Origin of the sequence: Synechococcus sp. BMK-MC-1, assembly GCF_014279955.1 — a bacterium.
In the GTDB taxonomy this organism is placed as follows: Bacteria; Cyanobacteriota; Cyanobacteriia; order PCC-6307; family Cyanobiaceae; genus Synechococcus_C.
Genome location: NZ_CP047939.1, coordinates 1,354,733 through 1,374,553, shown reverse-complemented (window position 1 = coordinate 1,374,553; position 19,821 = coordinate 1,354,733). Strand labels below are relative to the sequence as shown.

The following is a 19,821-nucleotide window of genomic DNA, read 5'->3' as shown; positions in this document are numbered from 1 at the left end:
TTCAGCGATCGAGGTGTTTCGGATGGATCTCGCCCAACTTCAAGAGGAGCTGCTCGCCAGTTCGGATCTGTTGATTGTTCAGGACCTCGACGGAGTGTGCATGCCGCTGGTGAAGGACCCGCTCACCCGCAGGATGCCGGCCGATTACGTGCGAGCAGCAGCGACGTTGAAGGGGCGCTTTCAGGTGCTGACCAACGGTGAGCATGAAGGCCGCCGTGGTGTGAACCGGCTTGTGGAGGCTGCCCTTGGTGACACCGAAACGGCTGCACGGGAGGGCCTTTACCTGCCAGGACTGGCAGCTGGTGGTGTGCAGCTGCAAGATTGTTACGGGCATCTCACCCATCCGGGTGTCAGTGATGCCGAGATGACGTTTCTCGCCAATGTGCCAACGCGCATGCAGGGTCTTCTTGCCGAGAGACTTCCCTCCGTCATGCCTGAGCTTGGAAACGAGGCCATCGCCGCGGAGATTGAGCGCGCGATCCTCGACACCCAGGTCTCGCCCACCATCAATCTCAACAGCCTGTTCAGCCTGATTCCCAATGATGTGGCACGGCAACGGCAGTTGCAGGTGATGCTTCAGGAGCTCATGGATCAGCTGATGGCGATGGCTGCAGCCGAAGGCCTGGCGAACTCCTTCTTTCTGCATGTGGCTCCGAACCTTGGACGTGATCAGGAGGGGGTCGAACGCCTTAAACCAGCGGAGGCCGGTGATGTGGGGAGCACCGACATTCAGTTCATGCTGCGTGGAGCGATCAAGGAAGTTGGTTTGCTGGTGCTGATCAATCGCCACATTGCCGATCGCACCGGTACGGCACCGTTGGGTGACGACTTCAACGTGCGTACAGCTCCCCACGACCATGGGGCACTGCTTGCGCTCTGTCATGAGCGCATCGCCCAAGACCAGATGCCACACCTCGTTGGTGTCGGTGACACTGTGACTTCAACACCCTGCCCTTCAGGGGATGGATGGTTACGCGGTGGCAGTGACCGCGGATTTCTCACCCTTCTCCAGGAGCTCGGTGAGAGCTATGGGCACTGCAACCGTGTCGTTCTCGTGGACAGCAGCGCTGGGGAAGTGGATCGACCTTCCCTACTGGATGGCTCTCTCGAAGGGATCAGTGATCCAAACGACTCACTGCGGTTTGATGTTTGTATTCCTGAAGGACCGGAGCGCTACGTGAACTGGTTCATTGCACTTGCGGAAGCGCATCACGGGCCAGAACCCTCAGCATGAAGGGCAGCTGGGTGATTGAGGGTTTGCCCCCACTCACCCAGATGGCCTGCTCCTCACTCCAAGGACGGAGGCCCGGGACGATCAGCCGGGATTTCGAGGCATGGTCTGGAAGAAAGGCTGCCTTGAAGTTGCGCTGCTCCACCAGCAGCTTGAGATCATTGAAATGAACGCCATCGGCGGTTTCAATCAGCTCAAGCGCGCCATCGCTTCGTAGTGCATAGACGATGCGTACGTCGGCAAGCCGCATCTCTCCGTAGACACCGCGATAGCTGCTTGGAGGGATCTGGTCTTTGTGACTGAAGGCATGCAACCCACCAATGAAAAGACGGAATCTCTCCTCTCGGCTCGGTGTGAGATCCCCGTAGCCGAACTCCAGGTTTCCGTTTTCAGAAACAGCGATGTAGGCCCGGCCCGCTGCCGCTGCTCGGTTTCCAGCTCGCCAGGTTCCATTGCTGAGCATCAGATCGCCATGGAGCGCCATATCCAAGTCCCCGCGACCGAATTGTTTCTCGAAGGTTGGGCCGGTGAAAAAAAGCAGGGCCTCTGAGTCCTCGTTGGCTTCGAATTCCCGGTTCCAACCTCCGAAAAATTCCAGATCGATCCAGCGCGGATCCAAAATCACGCTGCTGTATTCAACAGCGATGGAATCTCCGTTCTCGCGAATGAGTTCGGCACGTTGATCAGGCACGAAGCGCGCAATTTCATCGCGTGATGGAGGTTGCGGCGGTGGCTCCTCGCGCGGATTCAAGATCAGTTGGGCAGGCAGCTCCGGCCAGTGCATCGATCCACCACTGAAGAGGCGGGCACTGATCCCTCCGGCGATCCCGGCGAACACACCGAGGGCTATCAGCGGCCAGATGCGCACAACTGAAGCCTCAGATCGCTGAACGATGATGGCTCAACTCTCCGAAGTCTGCACACTGAGTTCAGTGGAATCGTGAGCATGCGTTCGCTGTTGTGTTGGTCCATTGCCTTGACTGTTTTCGTGCCGGCATCGGTGCGTGCGAATCAACCGGAACCCATGGAGTGTGCCGCTCCTCGTCCCGGCAGTTATCTGGTGATTCGCCAAGGCCAGCGTGGCGAGGCACCTTTAGGTGGTTTGCAGCTTGAAACCTGGTTGGAGGATGGATCGGTCCGTGGTCGACGCTTTCTGCGCGTCGGGCGCCGCTACAGCGAAACCCGCTATCAGGGGCGTTGGCAAAGAGTGTCCGCCTGCGGCCTCACCGTGACCCGTGACCAGCAGGGAAGTGCAAGCAGTGTGCTGCTCTCCGATCAGGGAACCCCCCGTTTTGGCATCAGCACGAAGGTTGGTGATGTCGTGACCGAGCAGTGGTTGCCCCAGCCTGCTGGCGCCTGCAAACCCTCTGCAATGGATGGCACCGTGCTCAGTCGTCAGATGGGGATGACGTTCGCGAATGGAGCTTGGACGCCGAATGCCGTGATTCAACGTGAGACCTGGTCGGCATGGCAAATGGCGGGGCTGGCTGTGTCGTCGTATGACGGTGCCGGTGAAGTCGCGGCTTATCAGGGTCGTTTCCTACAAGACGACAATTGCGTCGGGCGCATTCGTCAGCAAGATGCCCGGGGGGTGAATTACGTGTATGCAGCGATCCTTCGTTCCGATGGAAAGGGGTATGCCTACCTTCAGACCCAAGGCGACGATTTAACTGTGGCGCTACTCGACCGCGTGGCGGCACAATCTTGATGGCGGGGTCAGTCAGAATCCAATCTGATGCGATGAAGACTCTGCCCTCGCCCTTCCCATCCCTTCGGCGACGTCGCCTTGAAACATTGCAGGTGAACCTCGGCTACCGCTGCAATCAAAGCTGCAGTCATTGCCATGTGGATGCAGGGCCTTGGCGCACAGAAATGATGGAGCCCGATCAGGTGAAGCTGATTGCGCAGGTTCTGCAGCACTGTCACTTGAAAACTCTTGATTTAACAGGTGGTGCCCCCGAGCTCCATCCGCAGTTCAGGGAGATTGTGCGTGAGGCCCGCGCCCAGGGCGTCGCGGTGATTGATCGCTGCAACCTCACGATTTTGATGGAACCGGGGCAAGAAACACTCGCTGAATTTCTCGCTGATTCAGGTGTGCGCATCGTGGCTTCACTGCCCTGCTACGAACAGGATCGCGTTGATCGACAACGCGGTCGCGGTGTATTCGAGCGCAGTCTTGATGCGTTGAAAAGGCTCAATCAGTTGGGATATGGAATGCCCGGTTCGCCACTGGAGCTGGATCTTGTCTACAACCCGTCCGGGCCCTCTTTGCCACCACCGCAGCAATCATTACAGGCGCAATACAGGGAGCAATTGATGAAGTCCCATGGGATTTCGTTTCATCAGTTGCTCACAATCGCCAATATGCCAATCAAGCGTTTTGCTCGCGATCTCGAGGTCAGCGGAGAACTCGAGGGATATCAAACTCTCCTGCGTGAGGCGCATCGACCTGCCAATCTTGATGAGGTGATGTGTCGGACGTTGATCAGCGTGAGCTGGACCGGAGCACTTCATGACTGCGATTTCAATCAACAACTCGGTTGTGCAGCCGGCGCAGAGCCTGCCGTGCTCGCCGACCTTTTAACGGTGCAGGGTGGTTTGGAGGATCAGCCCATTGCTGTTGCGGATCATTGCTTCGGCTGCACTGCCGGACAGGGATCCAGTTGTGGTGGGTCGCTCAGCTGAGATTCACATCAACGTTGGCAGGCGCAAAGAGCAGAACCTGCTCTCCGACGCGATGCTCCTGGCCGTCGAGTGCCCTGACTCCACCGGAAACGAAATCGGCTGTCCTCTGGGCCAATGATGGCTCCATGGCCGAGAGATTCAGCACCACCGTGCACTGCTCGCGAATGGCCAGAACCGCTTCCGCTCCCTGCTCGAAGAGCAGGGGAGTGATCACGATCACCTCGTGAAATCCTTCGGGAAGATCACCATCCATCACACTCAGCTTGGCTCAAGCAAGCTGCGGTGGGAGAAATCGTCATCATGAACGGATGAATGCAATGCAACCTACTGATCAGGGTCCTGCCCACTGCGGCAGCAAACCCAAACGGTTTGCCATCGGCGTTGCCCCTTTGGGCACGGTGTCCATTGGCATCGTTCCGATGGGCGTCGTCTGCATCGGAATCGTGCCGATGGGTGTGGTCTCCATTGGCATTGTGGCCATGGGTGTGATCAATCTCTCGATCGTTGGCATGGGACTGCTCGCGGTTGGAGTGAACACCATGGGGGTTTGGACCGCAGGACCCATGAGCATGGGCCTGGTGCGAATCGGAGCGAAACCAGGTGATCACGATCACCACGCCCATCACGGCGCTGAAGGATCAGGGTCCCTGAATGGGGATGATCCCCGCACGCTTGCTTACCCAACCCGAGAGCTTGCCGAAGAACAGGCCAAGAGCCTTGGCTGCAAGGGTGCACACCGCATGGGGAACTACTGGATGCCCTGCTTGGAGCATCCGCAGGAGCATCACTGACTCCTCTTCAACGGCATTGCGGGCAAATGCCTCGCACCGTGAGGCTGGAGCCGATGAGGTCGAAGCCAAACTTGTTGCTGGCTTGCAAGCCAGCATTGAGAACCTCATCACTTTCGAATTCCTCCGTGCGGCCGCAGCGCACACAAACCAGGTGGTGGTGGCGGATGTGCTCGGCGTCAGCCAGTTCGAACTGGCTGCCGTTGCTGGTTTGCAATTCCTGAAGAAACCCCATCTCCACCAACAGCCTCAGTGTGCGATAAATCGTGGCGAGTGAAACCTTCAACTCACGATCCAGCAATTGATGATGCACGTCTTCGGCGCTGAGATGCCGTCCACCTCCAAGCGATTCGAACAACTCCAGGATTCGCCTGCGTTGGGGTGTCAGTCGACGTCCGTCTTGATGCAGCCCTTGCTTCAGAGATCCGCCAGTCTCAGGGTGCATGGACACAGATGGCATCCCAATCCTGCTGATCATTCTCAATAGTAGTGTTTATTGAGACTGGAGTCCAGATTTGACCCTGCAGCACCTGGCCGTGTCTGGTTATCGCTCTCTCCGGGATGTGGTGATTCCTCTGCATCGCCTGACGCTGATTACCGGGGCCAACGGCAGCGGAAAATCCAATCTGTTCCGTTCCCTCAAGCTGATTGTTGCGGCTGCTCGTGGAGATCTGATGGGCTGTCTCGCCCGAGAGGGTGGATTGCCTGCGGTGATGTGGGCCGGACCCGAAACCCTTAGCCGGGGTATGCGCTCGGGTGACGCCCCCATTCAGGGTGGACCTCGCGCCAAGCCAGTTCGTTTGCGTTTGGGATTTGCAGCAGATCCCTTCTCCTATGCCGTTGAGCTTGGTTACCCCCAGGAACGACGGACCGCCTTTGCCCTCGATCCTGAACGCAAGGGGGAATGGATCTGGGCCGGATCGCCTTTTCACCCCCGTGCTCTGTTGTGCTCTGATTCCGGGGAGCGTGATCCAGACCGTGGATTGTTTCAGTCGGGCGTGGATCCGCAGGAGCGACCTGAGGTTCTGCTTCTGCGCGAGCAAATTCTGAGCTGGCGTTTTTATGACAGCTTCAGGACGGATCCTGAGGCTCCCGCCCGTTGCCCTGTGGTGGGTACTCGCTGCTTCGCTCTGGCCGCTGATGGTCGCGATTTACCCGCTGCGGTGCAAACCATTCTCGAGAGCGGGGATGGTGAGGCCTTTTTAGCGGCTGTGGACGATGCATTTCCTGGTGCCCACGTGTCGGTGAACCATGGCGATGGCTTGTTCCGGCTGCAGTTTCATCAGCCTGGCCTTCTTCGTCCCCTCCAGTCTGCGGAGCTGTCCGATGGCACCCTGCGTTACCTGCTGCTCACAGCTGCGCTCTTCAGTCCAAGACTGCCGCCTCTGATGGTTCTCAACGAGCCGGAAGGCAGCCTGCATCCCGATTTGCTGTTGCCTCTCGCTCGTTTGATCCGCTCCTGCTCCCAACGGACGCAGGTGTGGGTGATCGCCCACTCCCCGCGTCTCATCGAGGCCTTGTCAGGCGGTGACGACTGTCATCGCGTGCACTTGGTGCGTGAATTGGGATCCACAGAAATTCCTGAACAGACCATGCTGGAACGCAGTGCCTGGCGCTGGCCTTCCTGACGCTGCTCATGCCAAGACTGATTCAACTCAGTGATCCACACCTGGTGGCGCGTGCTGATGGGCGTGTGCGCGGACGTTCAGCGTTGTCTCTCTTTCAAAAGGCACTCGCCCAAGCCCTGCAGGAACAGCCGGATCTGCTGCTGGTCACCGGAGATTGCTGCCATGACGAAACCTGGTGCGGTTACGTGCGTCTGCGTGATGCGGTTGATGCTGCGATCCAGCAACAGGCTGCACGCACAGTTTGCCTTGGCTTCACAGCAGGCAACCATGATCATCCCCAGAGGTTGCGTGCCGTGCTGGGTCGCCATTGGGTAGTTGCTCCCGGCGTGATGGACGCGGGGTGCTGGCGTTTGCTTGTTGTGTCCAGTCACCGAGCAGGGGGGTGCGCTGGAGTGATCGGTGGCGTTCAACTGTCTTGGCTCAACACCCAACTCAGGGAGGCCGAAACGCTTGGAAAGTTTGTGGTGGTGGCTCTTCATCACCCTCCAGTCCCGATTGGTGACGCCTCGATGGACACCATCGGGCTTTCTGATGGTGAGCAATTGATGGACTCTCTGAAGCGATGGCCTGCGGTTCGGGTTGTGCTGTTTGGTCACATCCATCAGCACTGGAAGGGAATGGCGGCTCCCCGCTCAGATCTCAGCCTGCTTGGTTGCCCTTCAACATTGGTGTCCTTTCATCCAGTTCAGCCCTGTCCGCTCGGAAGGGCCTGGGATCCCGGCGGTCGCCTGCTCGATCTGATGGATGATGGTTCTGTGCAGGAGCGCCTCATGCGCTGGTCGGCCTGTGAGCAACCAGCAGGGTGAACCCGATAATCTGATGCCTGTTTGAGGGCGAGGGTGTCAGCTTCCTGGACGGTGTTGATGCGATTCGTCGCCAGTGGGCTCTTCCTTCTGGCCCATGGACTCCTGGTGCTCGAGCACATCGCTTTGGGAACAGCCCTGCACGGCGTTGCCGAAGTGTTTCTCGCTCCTTGGGCCCTGCGCCATAAAGCCTGGGACCTGATTGTGATCGGTATCGTCTTCTGCGTTTTTGATCTCTGGGGCACCCTCCGTCTTGTGAACGGATTGGCTTGAAATCAGGCCGGCCCTAGGGTTCAGTCCACCAGCGGGTCACAATGCCCGCTTTCTGCGGTTGAGCGCCGTCTGCAACCGTGACCACGAAGAGGCGCTGACCATCACGTTGATAGTCGTATCGACAAAAGCCCGGACCTGTCCCTGAACAGGACGCCAAGGCTTGCAAGTCTGTTCCAGACAGGGACTTCTCAAAGTCAAGGGCTGGACGTTGGGGTGCGGGGAGCCATCCCGATGCTGTGAGAGACGCATTGGCTTGGACGATGGACTGCCCGCTTTGCAGAACCACACGGGTGCTGTCGGCCTTGGCTGTCGCTGCAAAACCACCTAAAACAAGACTTGTCAGGACCAGCGTCCAGCGCATCGCAGTATCCGGCTCTGCATCCGGCTTAGCAACGAACGTCGTTCAAGCACCACGGACACAAGGTTCTTTGGAGCCGATCCTTCACAGTCGAACCGTCAAGGCCGATGGCGATCAGCTGTTGCGGCTGGCATCTTCCGCTTCTCGGGCGCCGACGACGAGTGCGGCCAAGAAAGGAAGGATGGCCAGAGCGGTGAGAACTTCCACTGGTTCTTGGTAATTGGCGGGAGCTTGGACGGTGGAGGCGATTGCAACCGTCTCAACAGCTACTGATGCCAGAACAACAAGACAATCGGGGCGACAGGATTCGAACCTGCGACCTAGTGCTCCCAAAGCACCCGCGCTACCAAACTGCGCCACGCCCCGTTTCTGAGATTGTAATTGTTGACCTGGACGTGCACTGGTTGTTGGCCAACGCTCGTCAGCGCTACTCAGGCCTAACCTGCAAAGAGACGCTGATCCTTTGAATGGACTGGACCCCCGGAGCGGTTGCGGCCCTACGGGAGCGTTTCGACCTTCCCTTTGTACGTGCCGATCGCGAAGGGCTCGTGGTTGAGTTCAACGATCGATTTGGCACGATTTATGGATGGGATTCATCCCTCCTTGGAGAGACTCTTGGAATGATCCTTCCCGAAGAGTTCCGCGAACTTCACCACGCCGGATTTGCCCGTTTCCAGATCACGGAGTCGTCGCAGGTGGTGAACCACCCACTGGAGCTGGCCACGATCTGTGCTGACGGCTCGGTGATCCGCAGTGAACATTTCATCGTGGCGGAAAAGGATTCAAAGGAAGGCTGGAGTTTTGCGGCCACGTTGAGGCCACTGGAAGGCCCCCATGCCTGCTGAAGGATTCGAGCCGCATCCCGAGACCTCCGCACTCGTGCAGCAGCTGCGTCAATCCCTGGGTTTGCTGAGGGTGGCTTTTGATGCCACTGGCGAGGCGATGCTGATTGTTGATTCCGGGCATCAGGTGCGCTGGGTGAATCAAACAGCCGCTGACTTATGGGGTGGTGGTCTTCCCTTGCGCGTGGTCGGAAAGCCCCTGGAGGCTCTGCTTCGCTTACGCCATCTCGATCAACGCTTGCTGACGTTGTCTGATCCGCAGCACCCTTTGAATCAGGCCAGGCTGGGTGAGGGACATGCCTCCTTGCTCGTGCAAGCGATTGTGGCGCTTGCGGGAGATGAATCGGATGTTCTTCAACGCATGGTGTCTTGGCGGCCGATCTCTGAGTTAGGTGGTGTTTTCACACTCCTGACTTTCAGAGATCTCGAGCCACTCGAAAAGTCGCTCCAGCAACAGCGTGCTTTCATCAACACCCTGGCTCATGAGTTGCGCACGCCACTGGCCATTCTCACCGGAAGTTTGCGTCGCCTTGAGCGCAAGTCTGACTTGGCGCAACCATTGGATCGTGCTTTGGGCGACGCCATCGACGAAACCAAGCGGATGGCAGCGCTGGTTGACAAACTCTTGATTCTTTCCGAACTGGATACTGATCATTTCCATTGGAACCTAAAGCGTGCTCCTCTTCGGGATTTTCTCGATCGATGGCTTCATTCACTTGAGCCTGACAAGCGTCCCAGTGTGTCTTTACAAATCAATGAATCAATATCTACATGTTGGGTCGATCTTGATCAAGTTGCTCTGACTCGAATTCTCAATACCCTTCTTGAAAACAGTTTGATTGATGGATCAGAGGGGCTTGTTCTTTGTGTCGATGAGTGTCGTTCGTCTGGGTTCGTGGATGTGGTCGTTGGCTTCAATTCAGCTGAGATGGCTGGCAATCAGCAACTCTCTAGGCAAGGGAGTCGGTTCAGTTCGGATGAACCAGAGCTGGCTCAAGGGGATTGGAACGCCAATAATCTCGGATTTTCAGTTGTTAAAAATCTTGTAGCAGGAATGGGAGGGATGCTCCTGAGCAATTCCACGCATATGGAGACTTCAATCAATGGTTATGACTCAGTCACCCTTCGCTTTCCAGTGGTTGCCCCCGATTGATCACGTTGCGAGGGCCTGGTAAATGTTGATCTAGAAGCTCGGGAAGATGCTCAAACAGGTCGGGCTTGAGGATGTAGTCAACTGCGCCGAGATCATGAACTTTCTGGCGATTGATCTCGTCGTTGAGTGCGGTGACGACGATCACAGGCACTGGAACTGATTGCTTTCTGAGTTCCGCTAAACATTGAAAACCATCCATCCCTGGCATCATCAGATCCAAGAAAACCAGGTCGACTGTTTGTGTCTGAAGGAGATCGAGGAGGTGTTGCCCTGTCTCGCAGGGGATGGGCGTAACCCCCTCATCCGTGAGCTCTTCGAGAATTAATTGGCGCAAGCGTGGATCATCGTCCACAACTGCAACAACGAATTGATCAGCCATTGCTCACGGAAGCCCAGGCAACGAAACAAATGAAAAACGCATGGGTCGCCTGAGATTCGAACTCAGGACCAATCGGTTAAAAGCCGAGTGCTCTACCGCTGAGCTAGCGACCCTTCTGTGCCGGTCTATCGAGACAGGTACAGGGTGTGCCGTGAAGCACCTGTGAAAAGTATCACCCGGGCGAACCTTCGTCCAAGGGGCTGCCCGTGGAGGATGGTTATGGAGCTGGGATTATGGGTTCCATCGGCAGATGGCCTGATGACTGACCGGAGCGGCCCGCAGAGCGCGATGTTTCCTGCGCCTCAGATTGATCCTGGGGCTTGGGTTGCTGAAAGTGCTGTGGTGATGGGGGATGTGCAGATGGCCGCTGACGCAAGCCTTTGGCCGTTGGCGGTTGCCCGGGGGGATATGGCGCCGATCTCGATTGGCCCGGGCAGCAACGTGCAGGATGGCGCCGTTCTTCATGGTGATCCCGATGCGCCCGTCACCATTGGCGCTGATGTCACCATTGGTCACAGAGCCGTGGTGCATGGCGCAACCCTTGAGGACGGCTGCTTGATCGGCATCGGTGCCATCGTCCTAAATGGCGTCACCGTCGGTCAGGGCTCCCTTGTGGCGGCAGGAGCCGTGGTCACGAAGGATGTTCCTCCCGGCAGCCTCGTTGCTGGTGTTCCAGCGCAGGTGAAACGAGAGCTGAATGCTGACGCTCGCGCCGCGCAGAGGGACCATGCTCGCCGCTACGCCGAACTGGCACGCACTTGGGCTCGAATGCTGCAAATCCAAACGGAGTGATGCAACACAGCCTCTCTTGGCTCTGCAATCCTTAAGATCTCCCAATCCTCCTGTCTGGACTCATGGATCTCCGGCTCGTCCTCGTGGCATCACCCATCCTGCTTGCCTTGGGCTGGGCCGGTTTCAACATCGGTCGTGCCGCTGTGGGCCAGCTGCAGTTGATGATCAAGCGCAGTCGGGCCTGATCCAACGCGACCACTTGGATCGATAGGGTTGAGATCCATCGCCCCGATCCATTTGGCAGCTCCATCCGTTGTAGTGATCGGTGCTGGCCTTGCCGGCACAGAAGCTGCTTGGCAAGTCGCCGAGGCCGGTCTCGATGTGCAGTTGGTGGAGATGCGACCTATCCGTCGGTCCCCTGCTCACCACAGTTCGGAATGCGCTGAACTTGTTTGTAGTAACAGCTTTGGCGCACTGAGCAGTGACAGAGCGGCTGGACTGCTTCAGGAAGAACTGAGGCGGCTTGGATCCGTTGTGATTCAGATGGCCGATCGTCATGCGGTTCCAGCGGGCGGAGCCCTTGCCGTGGATCGCGGCCGTTACAGCGCATCCCTGACTCAATTGCTTGAGCAGCACCCTCGGGTTTCATTCGTACGTGAGGAGCAGATTGCGCTGCCTGCTACCGACCAGGTCACGGTGCTCGCCACAGGGCCGCTCACGAGCGACGCTCTCGCGGAGGATCTGCGTCGCTTTACCGGACGTGCTGACTGTCATTTCTTCGATGCAGCGAGCCCGATTGTTGAAGGTGACAGCGTCGATATGACCCAGGCCTTTCGGGCCAGCCGCTACGACAAAGGAGACGCGGATTACATCAACTGCCCGATGAACCGGGAGCAGTATTTGGCGTTCCGTGACGCCTTACTGGCGGCCGAACAAGCGGAGCTCAAAGACTTCGATCAGGGGAATGCCACATTCTTTGAAGGGTGTTTACCGATCGAAGAATTGGCCAGGCGCGGTGAAGACACCATGCGCTACGGCCCCCTTAAACCGATCGGCCTCTGGGATCCGCGCTGGGGCGATGTCAATGATCGGGATGTGCGCCGGGCCAAACGCGCCTATGCCGTGGTGCAGCTGCGTCAGGAAGACAAAGATGGCCGGCTGTGGAACCTTGTGGGCTTCCAGACCAATCTCAAATGGGGAGAGCAAAAACGTGTTCTGCAGATGATTCCCGGTCTGGAGGGGGCGGAGTTTGTTCGCTTTGGCGTGATGCATCGCAACACATTCCTGGAGGCTCCGGCCTTGCTCGATGCCACGCTTCAGTTCCGCTCCAGACCGAGCCTTCTGGCTGCTGGACAGATCACAGGTACCGAGGGTTATGCCGCTGCGGTTGCCGGCGGTTGGCTGGCGGGTACTAACGCTGCGCGCCTTGTTCGCGGAGAGCGCCCCATCGATCTCCCCCGCACCACCATGGTGGGGGCCTTGACGCATTTCATAAGCGAAGCGCCCTCTGGCAAGTTTCAGCCGATGCCCCCCAACTTCGGTCTCCTGCCTGAGCTGCCTGAGCGCATCCGCGACAAACGAGCTCGCTACGGGGCTTATCGGGACAGGGCATTGGCGGATCTACTGCTAGCAAGAGAGGAACAAGCTCTCGGGAATGTCCCCTGTCCGGCCTGAACACCGACTGATTGAACGTCGCTCCCTCAAAGTCGGCGTGATGGCGAGTGCCGTGATGGCCGTTGCAGGAATCGGTGTTCATGTGATCTCCGGGTCCTATGCCTTGCTGCTTGATGGCCTCTATTCCGCAGTGATGGTGGGCTCCGGACTTGTGGCAGCACGGGTCAGTCGCAATGTGGTGCGCCCTCCCGACAGGGCCTACCCCTATGGATACGACGGTCAGGAAGCGTTGTACGTGCTCTTTCGCTCGTTGGTCCTGATCGGGGTGCTGTCGTTTGCCGCCATTTCGGCACTCAGCACGGTGGTGGACTATGCCAATGGACGACCCGTGATGCCTGTGCGTCTCGGTCCTGTGGCTTGGTATTCCTTGGCGATGGTGGTGATCTGCTGGGGCCTGGCCTGGCGTCATCAACACGACTGGGCAATCACCGGCCGTCATTCGCAGATTCTGCTCACAGAAGCGAAAGCGGCTCGTGTGGATGGGTTGATCAGTGGCTTGACGGGATTGGCTCTCTTGGGCACTCCCTTGCTCCGGGGCACGATGCTGGCAGTTTTGATTCCGATCATGGACTCACTGCTCGTGCTGGTGGTGAGTGTCGCTGTGCTGCGCGAACCTCTCGATGGCTTTCTCACAGCCTTGGGTCAGGCTGCTGGGGTTTCTGCTGAATCCGATTTGATTCGAAGCACGCGTTTGGCTTTGGAGGATCTACTCGCGGGACTGTCGTGCTGGTTGCTTGATCTCACCGTGTATGAGGTGGGTCGTACGGCTTTTGTGGTGGTGTATCTGAATCCCAGCCAGCCCATGGATGGGGCCGCTCTTGATCTCATCCGTCACCGAATTGATGAGCGCTGCGGCGACTTGCTGGCTCGGCCTGTGAGGACTGAAGTGATTTTGACGGCAACACCGCCCTTCACATCGGGCGAGCCCTCCTAAGTTTGAACGCTGACGCGAATCCTGAACGTGGTCTCAAGGTCCAAGCCGGGTTGGGATGTGATCGTGATCGGCTCTGGAATCGGTGGTCTAGTCACAGCGTCCCAGCTGGCTGTGAAAGGAGCAAAGACGCTCGTTCTTGAGCGCTATCTGATTCCAGGAGGGTCTGGGGGAAGCTTCAAACGGGACGGCTACACCTTCGATGTGGGCGCTTCGATGATTTTCGGCTTCGGAGAGCACGGCCATACGAATCTGCTGACTCGGGCTCTGGCGGATGTGGGCCAGAGCTGCGACACAGTGCCCGATCCCGTACAGCTTGAGTACCACCTGCCCGACGGTCTCACCATGCAGGTGGACCGGGATTACGGCGGATTCATGGATCGGATGGCGGCGCGGTTCCCGCACGAAGCCAAGGGCATCCGTGCGTTTTACGACACCTGCTGGCAGGTGTTTCGTTGTCTCGATGCGATGCCGCTGTTGTCGCTCGAGGATCCCGCCTACCTGGCCAAAGTGTTTTTTCGAGCTCCTCTGGCCTGCCTCGGTCTTGCTCGGTGGCTTCCATTCAACGTTGGAGATGTGGCCCGTCAGCACATCCGCGACGAGGAGCTTCTGCGTTTGATTGACATGGAGTGTTTCTGCTGGTCTGTGATGCCTGCCGATCGCACACCGATGATCAACGCAGGCATGGTGTTCTCAGACCGTCACGCCGGGGGAATCAATTATCCGAAGGGTGGTGTCGGCACAATCGCGGAGAAACTGGTGGCCGGCCTCCAAAGCCATGGCGGTGAGATTCGCTACCGATCGCGCGTGACTGACGTCATCATCGAAGCTGGTCAAGCCGTTGGCGTACGTCTCGCTGATGGAGAGGAGCTCTTTGCCCGGCGCGTGGTGAGCAACGCCACACGCTGGGACACGTTCTCAGGGGATGGGTCTCCTTCAACAACGCTTGTGGATGCGGACCATACGCCCGCTCGAGAGGCAACCTGGCGCCGACGGTATCAACCCTCGAGTTCATTTTTGTCGTTGCATCTCGGCGTGAGGGCTGATGTCATTCCCAACGGCTTGCACTGTCATCACCTTCTTCTTGAAGACTGGAATGAGCTCGAGTCGGAACAGGGGGTGATTTTCGTATCGATCCCCAGCTTGCTGGATCCATCTCTGGCGCCTGAAGGTCGCCACATCGTGCACACCTTCACCATGAGCGAGATCTCCGCCTGGTCTGGCTTGTCTCCTGCGCAGTACAAAGCCAAAAAAGAGGCTGATGCCGCCAGGTTGATTGAGCGTTTGGAGGCGCTTCTTCCGGGACTTGAAGCGGCCATTGAACTCCGGGAGGTGGGAACACCACGAACCCATCGACGCTTTCTTGGACGGATGGGAGGAAGTTATGGCCCGATTCCCTCCATGCGCCTACCGGGACTGTTGCCGATGCCGTTCAACAGGACCGGACTCAAAGGTCTTTACTGCGTGGGTGATTCCTGTTTTCCAGGTCAGGGTCTCAATGCTGTGGCGTTCAGTGGTTATGCCTGCAGCCATCGCATCGGCGCTGATTTAGGCCTGAACGCCTGGGCGCTGCCGGCCTAAAAACCACGGAGTTTTTTGCCACTGCTTAGGGTTCAAAACTCTTACTGAATGATCATGGCCTCGGCGCCCCAACCAAGCGCAGCGGATCTGGCTCGGTACATTGAGCAGCGCGGAGAGATCGGCAAGCCCTGGATGCTGCAGATGCTGCGCTTGGCCAAGCTCAAAGAGGCAAAAGCCTCGATGTCGCCTGAGGCCTACATCGAAAGTCTGCAAGAGGCTCACGCCGATTTGATGCGCCTTGGAGAATTCTGGAAGGGCCGTGAAGCCGAGGTTTTCTCCGGTGATTACAGCCCTTCGGATGTGATCGAACCCCTGCCGGGCTCCCCTGAAGATCGCTGAACCATGCGTGACTGCTTCCGCCTTTCGAGCCTGATTCGGGGGACCCTGATCTGCGTGTACCTGGCCCTTGTGATGCCACTCCCTTTGATGGCTCCTCCTTCGCTGCGGGTCGCCCTTTGGTTTGCCGCTCCGCTGGGTCTTTTTGTGGTTTTGGCGATGTTGAGCGAGCAGGTTTCGGTCGATGAATCGGGGCTCGTGGTCGGTCATCCCGCATGGTGCCGTTGGCTGTTGCGTCGCGGATGGCAGCTGCGTTGGGATCAGATTCGCCGTGTGGTCCCTGTGGGGACCAGTCAGGGGGGCTCGGTTTACTACCTCAAAACAGCCAATGACGGACATCGTCTGCTTCCCCAACGCTTGGAACGTTTCGATCAATTTTTGTCCATCCTTCAGGAACGAACAGGGATCGATACCAGTGCCATCGGCAGGCTGACGCCTCCCTGGACTTACCAGTTGCTTGCAGCCCTCGCTGTGCTGATGCTCCTTACCGAATTGGCGATCGCTACGGCAGTTCAGATGAACTGGATGACTCTTCCGGCAGCGTATCCAGGCTGAATCGATAGCCCTGTTGCCGAACGGTTGTGATCCCCCCTCCGTCGCCCAGGCCGGCCTGTTCAAGTTTGCGCCGGAGCGTGAGCACTTGGGTGTCCACGGAGCGTGGCCCACCGCTGAAGGGGGGCCACGCCATCCTCAACAACTCCTGACGACTGCGCACCATCCCTGGAGGCATCAAGAGGGCGCAAAGGAGTGCGAACTCTCGGGGACTGAGTTCAACGGGCTTTTCGCGCAGGGTGACCTGGCGAAGCAGGAGGTGGACCTCAAGCGTCCCCACCTTCACCCGTTCTTGAAGGCCGCTGCGTTCGCGTTTGAGCAGGGTTCGGCACCGTGCGGCGAGTTCCTCAAGGCCGAAGGGCTTACGAAGCACGTCGTCGGCTCCGTCATCGAGCAGGCCCACCACAGGCTCTGCTCCGTTCCGGGCCGTAAGAACGATCACAGGGCAGCGCAGCTGTTGGCCGAGCCGGAGCGCCGAACTCTTCTCGAGCAGCTCTGCGCTGATTAGAAGATCAGGAGTTTGTTCCTGGCAAAGCTCAATGGCCTCAGACGAGGAGGCGACAGCTGCCGTGAGATGGCCATCCTGGCGGAGTCTTTGAACAAGAACGGTCCGCAAGGTTGGATGGGGCTCAACAACCAGCACGCGCGCAGGCTCCTTCGCCGGCGAGGCCGCTGGGGGAGTCTGCTGAGCCGGCACGAGTCCGGATGCTTTGGCGATCAGATCTCTGGAAGGGGGAGTCACACGCGATCATCAGGCCCAACTACGCTAGGACCAATTCTCTGGCAATCTGGTAGCAGAGGCTGCCGACCTCAAGAAAGATGACATCCCTTCAGCATCCGGAGGCCATCCGTCATTTCCAATCGCTGTGTGATGCCTGTCAGGAATTGACCACTCGCTTCCACAGCCCATCTGAGTTGCGTCTTTATGCGGACGGTTACCTGCACGCGTTGCGTCGGGCCGCTGATTTGGATTCAAGGGAGCTTGCCAAATTGGAAATGCTCGTTGAGCGTTGGATTATGGATCCTTCAAGCTTTATCGGGCCTGATGGAGATCTCCGAACGCTCTATGAACATCCTCAGCAGTATTGAAATCAGCTGGCGAGAGCGATTTCGAGCTTTTCTTTCAGTTCACCGTTGTTGTACATCTCGATCAGGATGTCTGAGCCACCCATGAACTCTCCTTTGACATAGACCTGGGGAATCGTTGGCCAATCAGAAAATTCCTTGATGCCCTGGCGCACATCCATGTCAGACAACACATCGAAGGTTTCAAAGGTGATCCCGAGAGCGTTGAGGATTTGAACAACGTTGTTCGAGAAACCACACTGAGGCATCAACTTCGTGCCCTTCATGAACACAAAAACGGGGCTGGAACTGATAAGAGCCTCGATGCGGGATTTGGTCTGAGCATCCATGGGTCGACGGTGTAGGGGGTGTAGAGATCAGGCTGGTGTGGAGGTGTTGAGCGCTAAGGCGTGGATTGCTTCGCTCTCCAGTTCATCTTTCAGAGCTTTGTAGACGAGCTGGTGCTGACGAATGCGGTTCAATCCGTTGAAAGCGGACGACACCACACTCACCTGGAGATGATCCCCCCCGCCGGTGAGATCTTCCACGCTCACTTGTGCATCGGGGAGGGCACGGCGTATGGCAGCGCCAACGGCGTCGGGCTGAACCATGAGGTCCAAAAACAACAACAATGATGCTGGCAGATCAGTGACGCTCTTGGACGGGTCAGCTGCCTGGTGTGCTCTGACCACCACGGAACGGCGTGTCAACAAACCCGAGCTCAACCAAGCTCTGATAGGCCTTCTGGCCCTCCGGTTTTGTCGGTGTCATCAACCGAACCACTTCAACGAGGACGGGCACGGCCACTTCGGGCTGGTTCTGGCGGCGGAACAGGGCAGCCAGCCTCAGGTTCGCTTGAGCCACAAGCGAGAGAGCTTGACGCCCTTTGGCATCCATTTCGCGGGGAATTCTGGCGTCAAGACCACGGAAGGCACCACTCAGGTCGCGATAGAACGCCAGCAGCTGCTTCGCGGCAGTGCGAGCACTGTCGTAGTCCTTCTTGGCTTGGTCGAGATTTCCTGCCGACACGGCGGAGTCACCGCGTTGGATCAGGGACTCAACTGCTGCAACATTGAATCCTGCACCGCTTGAGGCGAGAACCTTATTGACAGACGTCGAATTTGCGTCCGTCGCGGTCTGACCCATCGCTGGGCTGACGAACAATCCGGCCGTCAGAGCGAGCGCCGAGCAGATGAGGCGGGAGCGCATGACTTTGATCATTAGTGGGCGGACTTTAAAGGCATTCCATGGGCCGACCAACGGCCCTCCTTGCCGCTTGTTCAGCCGCCTGCATCCCCTCCACAAGACGTTGGTTGAAGTGATCGGTGTGATCTCGCCCCCTCCCTGCAACGTGCAGTGCCGGTCCAAAACAGATCGCAGCTCGGCTGCGGGGACCGGGACGAGCCGGGTTGTAGGCCAGACCCACCGGGACAACGGGCACCTGCACCCCTTGTCTCAAAGCCATTTGGGCCAAGCGGGCTAGACCTGGCTCCAGAACGATTGGATCGTCGTCGCGATTGATCCGTCCCTCAGGAAAAACAACTAGCTGCTGATCACTGGCGAGAAGATCCAGCGCGAATCGCAGCGTGGTGAGCGACGGTTTGTCCTGGTCAACGGCAAAACATCCCAGGCGATGGAGGAACCATCCCTGGAGTCCAGTCATTTCCGTCCGCGTCACCATGAAGCGACAGTCGCGTCCGGAGATGCGACGTCCCGCTGCCATGGGGAGCATGAGGGCGTCCCAGCGGGCGCGATGGGTTGGGGCCAACAGGACTGGACCCTTCATCGGCAGGTGTTCGCCTCCGAGCACCAGGCGTTTCCGAAAGTATCCAGGCAACGCGAGGTCCTGCGTGGCCACCATGGCCAAGGCAGCCCAGAAGGGTTGGATTCCCGTCTGTAGGGCTGTCGCTCTTGTTGCCAGGCTGCTGGGCACCGCCTTGAGCCGCAGATCATCTGAGGAAAAAGCTAGGTCTTGGCTTGCAGTCCGTCGCCACAGGCAGGGCAGTTAATACTGCGGCCGATCTCCTGGCTTGCCTCCATAGGATTCAGTTTTGGAACGTCCAGCTGTGGCCAGCCTCGGGGTCAATATCGATCACATCGCCAACGTGCGTCAGGCACGGCGAACAGTGGAACCCGATCCAGTGCCCATGGCACTTCTGGCGGAGCTCGGTGGAGCGGACGGGATTACGGTTCATCTCCGCGAAGATCGTCGTCACATCCAAGACCGGGATGTGGATCTGTTGCGTCAGACGGTGCGTTCCCGCCTGAATCTGGAGATGGCAGCCACTGAGGACATGGTCTTGATTGCGCTGCGGGTGCAGCCCGACATGGTCACGCTGGTTCCTGAACGGCGGGAGGAGGTCACGACGGAAGGGGGACTGGATGTCTCCAGCCAGCGCGTCGATCTCACGTCCAAAATCAATCGCCTACAGGATGCGGGGATTCCCGTCAGCCTGTTCGTGGATCCGGAGAGGGGGCAGCTCGAGGCTTGCCGAGACTGCCGTGCCCGTTGGGTTGAGTTGCATACCGGCCCCTATGCGGAGGCCAAATGGACTGATCAACCGTCTGAACTGGCCCGCCTCACCGAAGCAACAGCCCTGGCCCGTGCCATGGGTTTACGGGTGAATGCCGGCCATGGCCTCACCTATCAAAACGTTGAGCCGGTTGCGGCGATTGAAGGGATGGAGGAGCTGAATATCGGTCACACGATCGTGGCCAGGGCCGTGGCCGTGGGTCTGCAGCAGGCTGTTCGGGAGATGAAGGCCTTGGTTCAGAATCCCCGACGGGATCCACTGTTCGGAAGCTATTGA

28 protein-coding genes, 2 tRNA genes and 1 pseudogene are annotated in these 19,821 nt (G+C 58.3%); 19 read left to right on the top strand and 12 right to left on the bottom strand.

The features are described 5' to 3' along the window. Positions 1 to 22 precede the first annotated feature (22 nt). On the top strand, positions 23 to 1,234 hold the full coding sequence (stpA, locus tag SynBMKMC1_RS07750; RefSeq protein WP_186473378.1) for a glucosylglycerol 3-phosphatase: 1,212 nt from the start codon (positions 23 to 25) through the stop codon (positions 1,232 to 1,234). On the opposite strand, the gene SynBMKMC1_RS07745 is transcribed toward stpA, so the two are convergent. Beyond that, positions 1,188 to 2,099 (bottom strand): hypothetical protein, encoded by a 912-nt coding sequence (locus SynBMKMC1_RS07745; protein ID WP_186471312.1) that lies wholly within the window; start codon positions 2,097 to 2,099, stop codon positions 1,188 to 1,190. The genes stpA and SynBMKMC1_RS07745 overlap by 47 nt on opposite strands. Positions 2,100 to 2,177: 78 nt before the next feature. On the opposite strand from SynBMKMC1_RS07745, the gene SynBMKMC1_RS07740 reads away from it, so the two are divergent. Further along, the gene (locus tag SynBMKMC1_RS07740) at positions 2,178 to 2,939 is read left to right on the top strand and encodes a hypothetical protein (protein ID WP_186471311.1); all 762 of its coding nucleotides are present in this window, start codon (positions 2,178 to 2,180) and stop codon (positions 2,937 to 2,939) included. Between the two features lie 32 nt (positions 2,940 to 2,971). Next, positions 2,972 to 3,916, top strand: a complete 945-nt coding sequence (gene arsS, locus SynBMKMC1_RS07735; protein ID WP_011933299.1) for an arsenosugar biosynthesis radical SAM (seleno)protein ArsS — start codon at positions 2,972 to 2,974, stop codon at positions 3,914 to 3,916. Here arsS and SynBMKMC1_RS07730 read toward each other — a convergent pair. Then, on the bottom strand, positions 3,909 to 4,169 hold the full coding sequence (locus SynBMKMC1_RS07730) for a cell division protein SepF (protein WP_186471310.1): 261 nt from the start codon (positions 4,167 to 4,169) through the stop codon (positions 3,909 to 3,911). The genes arsS and SynBMKMC1_RS07730 overlap by 8 nt on opposite strands. Before the next feature lie 55 nt (positions 4,170 to 4,224). On the opposite strand from SynBMKMC1_RS07730, the gene SynBMKMC1_RS07725 reads away from it, so the two are divergent. Beyond that, positions 4,225 to 4,707, top strand: a complete 483-nt coding sequence (locus SynBMKMC1_RS07725) for a GLTT repeat protein (RefSeq protein WP_041428520.1) — start codon at positions 4,225 to 4,227, stop codon at positions 4,705 to 4,707. 7 nt (positions 4,708 to 4,714) lie between these two features. On the opposite strand, the gene SynBMKMC1_RS07720 is transcribed toward SynBMKMC1_RS07725, so the two are convergent. After that, the gene (locus SynBMKMC1_RS07720) at positions 4,715 to 5,164 is read right to left on the bottom strand and encodes a Fur family transcriptional regulator (RefSeq protein WP_186471309.1); all 450 of its coding nucleotides are present in this window, start codon (positions 5,162 to 5,164) and stop codon (positions 4,715 to 4,717) included. Between the two features lie 55 nt (positions 5,165 to 5,219). Between SynBMKMC1_RS07720 and SynBMKMC1_RS07715 the strand changes: the two genes are divergently transcribed. The 3 genes from SynBMKMC1_RS07715 to SynBMKMC1_RS07705 are packed head-to-tail and all read left to right on the top strand — an operon-like array spanning position 5,220 to position 7,408. Continuing rightward, positions 5,220 to 6,332, top strand: coding sequence for an AAA family ATPase (locus tag SynBMKMC1_RS07715; protein WP_186471308.1), 1,113 nt, complete (start codon positions 5,220 to 5,222; stop codon positions 6,330 to 6,332). Positions 6,333 to 6,340: 8 nt separating this feature from the next. Next, entirely contained in the window at positions 6,341 to 7,138 is a 798-nt protein-coding gene (locus SynBMKMC1_RS07710) for a metallophosphoesterase (RefSeq protein WP_186471307.1), read from the top strand. 33 nt (positions 7,139 to 7,171) lie between these two features. Next, complete coding sequence (locus SynBMKMC1_RS07705; protein WP_011933293.1) at positions 7,172 to 7,408, top strand: hypothetical protein; 237 nt, start codon at positions 7,172 to 7,174, stop codon at positions 7,406 to 7,408. 13 nt (positions 7,409 to 7,421) lie between these two features. On the opposite strand, the gene SynBMKMC1_RS07700 is transcribed toward SynBMKMC1_RS07705, so the two are convergent. Together SynBMKMC1_RS07700 and SynBMKMC1_RS07695 are read right to left on the bottom strand one after the other, a co-directional pair. Then, positions 7,422 to 7,769: a hypothetical protein gene (locus tag SynBMKMC1_RS07700; RefSeq protein WP_011933292.1), complete on the bottom strand. Its 348-nt coding sequence runs from the start codon at positions 7,767 to 7,769 to the stop codon at positions 7,422 to 7,424. Positions 7,770 to 8,058: 289 nt separating this feature from the next. Next, positions 8,059 to 8,132, bottom strand: a tRNA-Pro gene (locus tag SynBMKMC1_RS07695). Between the two features lie 101 nt (positions 8,133 to 8,233). Between SynBMKMC1_RS07695 and SynBMKMC1_RS07690 the strand changes: the two genes are divergently transcribed. From SynBMKMC1_RS07690 to SynBMKMC1_RS07685, 3 genes and pseudogenes are all read left to right on the top strand, one after another. After that, complete coding sequence (locus tag SynBMKMC1_RS07690; protein WP_011933291.1) at positions 8,234 to 8,611, top strand: PAS domain S-box protein; 378 nt, start codon at positions 8,234 to 8,236, stop codon at positions 8,609 to 8,611. Beyond that, positions 8,601 to 8,816 (top strand): annotated as a pseudogene (locus SynBMKMC1_RS14695) (PAS domain-containing protein); the annotation flags it as partial. The gene SynBMKMC1_RS07690 and the pseudogene SynBMKMC1_RS14695, both read left to right, overlap by 11 nt. A 30-nt stretch (positions 8,817 to 8,846) precedes the next feature. Continuing rightward, the gene (locus tag SynBMKMC1_RS07685) at positions 8,847 to 9,761 is read left to right on the top strand and encodes a sensor histidine kinase KdpD (protein WP_255486387.1); all 915 of its coding nucleotides are present in this window, start codon (positions 8,847 to 8,849) and stop codon (positions 9,759 to 9,761) included. Here the strand turns inward: SynBMKMC1_RS07685 and SynBMKMC1_RS07680 are convergent. Further along, a complete protein-coding gene (locus SynBMKMC1_RS07680; protein WP_041428516.1) occupies positions 9,727 to 10,140 on the bottom strand; it encodes a response regulator transcription factor in 414 nt (137 codons plus the stop codon). The genes SynBMKMC1_RS07685 and SynBMKMC1_RS07680 overlap by 35 nt on opposite strands. Positions 10,141 to 10,181: 41 nt before the next feature. Beyond that, positions 10,182 to 10,253, bottom strand: a tRNA-Lys gene (locus tag SynBMKMC1_RS07675). A 145-nt stretch (positions 10,254 to 10,398) separates the two neighbouring features. Between SynBMKMC1_RS07675 and SynBMKMC1_RS07670 the strand changes: the two genes are divergently transcribed. From SynBMKMC1_RS07670 to SynBMKMC1_RS07640, 7 genes are all read left to right on the top strand, one after another. Next, entirely contained in the window at positions 10,399 to 10,932 is a 534-nt protein-coding gene (locus SynBMKMC1_RS07670; protein WP_186471305.1) for a gamma carbonic anhydrase family protein, read from the top strand. A gap of 62 nt (positions 10,933 to 10,994) precedes the next feature. After that, positions 10,995 to 11,117, top strand: coding sequence for a photosystem II protein Y (locus SynBMKMC1_RS07665; RefSeq protein ID WP_011933287.1), 123 nt, complete (start codon positions 10,995 to 10,997; stop codon positions 11,115 to 11,117). Between the two features lie 52 nt (positions 11,118 to 11,169). Next, a complete protein-coding gene (trmFO, locus tag SynBMKMC1_RS07660; RefSeq protein ID WP_255486091.1) occupies positions 11,170 to 12,546 on the top strand; it encodes an FADH(2)-oxidizing methylenetetrahydrofolate--tRNA-(uracil(54)-C(5))-methyltransferase TrmFO in 1,377 nt (458 codons plus the stop codon). Continuing rightward, the gene (locus tag SynBMKMC1_RS07655) at positions 12,527 to 13,480 is read left to right on the top strand and encodes a cation transporter (RefSeq protein ID WP_041428514.1); all 954 of its coding nucleotides are present in this window, start codon (positions 12,527 to 12,529) and stop codon (positions 13,478 to 13,480) included. The genes trmFO and SynBMKMC1_RS07655 overlap by 20 nt, the downstream gene beginning before the upstream one ends. A 27-nt stretch (positions 13,481 to 13,507) precedes the next feature. Continuing rightward, on the top strand, positions 13,508 to 15,058 hold the full coding sequence (gene crtH, locus SynBMKMC1_RS07650; RefSeq protein ID WP_186471304.1) for a carotenoid isomerase: 1,551 nt from the start codon (positions 13,508 to 13,510) through the stop codon (positions 15,056 to 15,058). A 54-nt stretch (positions 15,059 to 15,112) separates the two neighbouring features. After that, positions 15,113 to 15,397, top strand: coding sequence for a hypothetical protein (locus SynBMKMC1_RS07645; protein WP_186471303.1), 285 nt, complete (start codon positions 15,113 to 15,115; stop codon positions 15,395 to 15,397). A gap of 3 nt (positions 15,398 to 15,400) precedes the next feature. Continuing rightward, a complete protein-coding gene (locus SynBMKMC1_RS07640) occupies positions 15,401 to 15,949 on the top strand; it encodes a hypothetical protein (RefSeq protein WP_186471302.1) in 549 nt (182 codons plus the stop codon). On the opposite strand, the gene SynBMKMC1_RS07635 is transcribed toward SynBMKMC1_RS07640, so the two are convergent. Continuing rightward, positions 15,897 to 16,688 carry a response regulator transcription factor gene (locus SynBMKMC1_RS07635; RefSeq protein ID WP_370593906.1) on the bottom strand — a complete coding sequence of 264 codons (792 nt, stop codon included), beginning with the start codon at positions 16,686 to 16,688 and terminating at the stop codon, positions 15,897 to 15,899. The genes SynBMKMC1_RS07640 and SynBMKMC1_RS07635 overlap by 53 nt on opposite strands. Before the next feature lie 77 nt (positions 16,689 to 16,765). Between SynBMKMC1_RS07635 and SynBMKMC1_RS07630 the strand changes: the two genes are divergently transcribed. Beyond that, positions 16,766 to 17,035: a DUF6761 family protein gene (locus SynBMKMC1_RS07630; RefSeq protein ID WP_011933280.1), complete on the top strand. Its 270-nt coding sequence runs from the start codon at positions 16,766 to 16,768 to the stop codon at positions 17,033 to 17,035. 2 nt (positions 17,036 to 17,037) lie between these two features. Here the strand turns inward: SynBMKMC1_RS07630 and grxD are convergent, their stop codons facing one another. Genes grxD through SynBMKMC1_RS07610 form a run of 4 tightly spaced genes read right to left on the bottom strand, consistent with a single transcriptional unit; the run spans position 17,038 to position 18,944 of the window. After that, entirely contained in the window at positions 17,038 to 17,361 is a 324-nt protein-coding gene (gene grxD, locus SynBMKMC1_RS07625; RefSeq protein ID WP_011933279.1) for a Grx4 family monothiol glutaredoxin, read from the bottom strand. A gap of 27 nt (positions 17,362 to 17,388) precedes the next feature. Further along, positions 17,389 to 17,622, bottom strand: a complete 234-nt coding sequence (locus tag SynBMKMC1_RS07620; protein ID WP_011933278.1) for a BolA family protein — start codon at positions 17,620 to 17,622, stop codon at positions 17,389 to 17,391. A gap of 55 nt (positions 17,623 to 17,677) precedes the next feature. Continuing rightward, positions 17,678 to 18,220 carry a hypothetical protein gene (locus SynBMKMC1_RS07615; protein WP_186471301.1) on the bottom strand — a complete coding sequence of 181 codons (543 nt, stop codon included), beginning with the start codon at positions 18,218 to 18,220 and terminating at the stop codon, positions 17,678 to 17,680. Positions 18,221 to 18,245: 25 nt separating this feature from the next. Continuing rightward, positions 18,246 to 18,944 carry a 1-acyl-sn-glycerol-3-phosphate acyltransferase gene (locus SynBMKMC1_RS07610; protein WP_186471300.1) on the bottom strand — a complete coding sequence of 233 codons (699 nt, stop codon included), beginning with the start codon at positions 18,942 to 18,944 and terminating at the stop codon, positions 18,246 to 18,248. Positions 18,945 to 19,077: 133 nt separating this feature from the next. On the opposite strand from SynBMKMC1_RS07610, the gene SynBMKMC1_RS07605 reads away from it, so the two are divergent. Next, the gene (locus SynBMKMC1_RS07605) at positions 19,078 to 19,821 is read left to right on the top strand and encodes a pyridoxine 5'-phosphate synthase (RefSeq protein WP_186473375.1); all 744 of its coding nucleotides are present in this window, start codon (positions 19,078 to 19,080) and stop codon (positions 19,819 to 19,821) included.